The organism is Flammeovirga sp. OC4, from assembly GCF_000812565.1.
GTDB lineage: Bacteria > Bacteroidota > Bacteroidia > Cytophagales > Flammeovirgaceae > Flammeovirga.
The window spans coordinates 1-1,598 of record NZ_JTAM01000161.1; the positions used below are offsets into that span (position 1 = coordinate 1).

Below are 1,598 nucleotides of genomic sequence, written 5' to 3' on the forward strand. Positions count from 1 at the left end.
AGGGGGATATTGTGGAGTTGTATCATAGTGATGTAGATTCAATTTCAATAGTTGATTTATCTATAATATCATTAGATGATTTTATAACTAATGATATTATACTAGACAAGGATATTGAGATAAATATGAAATTTACGAAAATGAATACCTATTTTCTTATTAACTTTTTTCAGTATCTATATGATCGAAATACTTTGAATTTAGTATTCGACTTCTGCGATAGTGAGATAGATATAAATAGTGAGCTTATATTTCTTTCCTTTGAGATATTCAAAAAACATAATACAAATGTGTATACACCTATTTTTGAAGAAAAAAGCAGTGGTGGTAATACACGTTCTCAGTTGTTTGCAATGTATGATATTAATGATAACGTTGTTAACACAAGGAGTTATGGAATGACAGATACAAACGAGTGGAAGAGCTTTGTTGCTAATAGTGATAAAGCCTTTGTAGGGAGTCACACAATATTAAGATATTGTGCTAATATTGACCTTGATAATCTTATTAAGATTGATAGACAGTCATGGGGTGGTGCTACTTCTTCTTATTATTATAATACATTTATGTCTAGTGTGATATTTCCTAACCTCATAACTTTTTCGGATGTGAAATTAGAAAATAATTTCAGTGATTCACTGAGTGATTCAGAATTAACCGATGTATTTAATTCTTATTTTTCAAGTGTTCCGAATATGGAACAAATATCAACTCGCAATAATTGTAATGTGTTGAGGTTATTAGGTTCGGGCAGTATTCGAGATGGTGATGTCTTTGTTGCAGATATGTCGAACTCAAAGATCAAAGGATTTGGTGATGGAAGAGGGTATTTTTCAAACTTGAAAATAAGAAATGGGACTTATATTTTTCCATCCTCACTTGAAAATATGACGTTAGCAGGACGTCAAAATGGAGGTGTGTACAATTTTAGTATATGTAGTAGCCTTTTTCAGCTCAATACAACATCTAAAATTTACGGTGCATACTTTAATAGTAACGTAACTATAATTTTACCAGCTATTTCAATCTTGGAACATATTGAAATACAAGGGTTTTGGAAATATACTAATCAAATAACTTTTGATAATTTACAGAATCAAACTCAACTGAAATCATTTGTTTCGTTATGTCAAAATTTTAAAACAGAAGCTGTTGATTTCTCTAATCACACATTACTTGAGAAGATTCAATGTAACATTTCAAATATTGTTAATCTTTCAAATGCACCAAACATGAGGGATGTAATATTCCGATGTGAAAATATTGACAATTACAGTCACGCTGAGCTGATTAGTTCAGCGTGGCAAGGTTTAGAATCTATACAATTAATAAACTTTTGGAAGTCATCCAACTTTGATACTCTTAACACTATCTTAGATGACCTGTTGTGCTATGGTTCAGGTGTAGGTAGAAAGATTACACTTCAAAGTCTTTCAAATCAGCCTCAATCCATTATCAATAAAATAAGTCAATTAGAGGAGAAGGGGTGGACTTACGGGGAATATTTAGACCAATAAAAAATGTACAAATCAACTATACCTTAGAGTACAAATCGTTTTGCCGTTTATAGTAGGGATACTTTTTGTGTTCTTTTACAC

The 1,598-nt window shown here is 31.0% G+C and carries 1 protein-coding gene; it reads left to right on the forward strand.

All coding sequences use genetic code 11. The annotated features are described in order from the left end of the window. Window positions 1-1,517: hypothetical protein (locus PL77_RS32155; RefSeq protein ID WP_044213647.1), on the forward strand; the 1,517-nt coding region annotated here is incomplete at its 5' end. Window positions 1,518-1,598 lie beyond the last annotated feature (81 nt).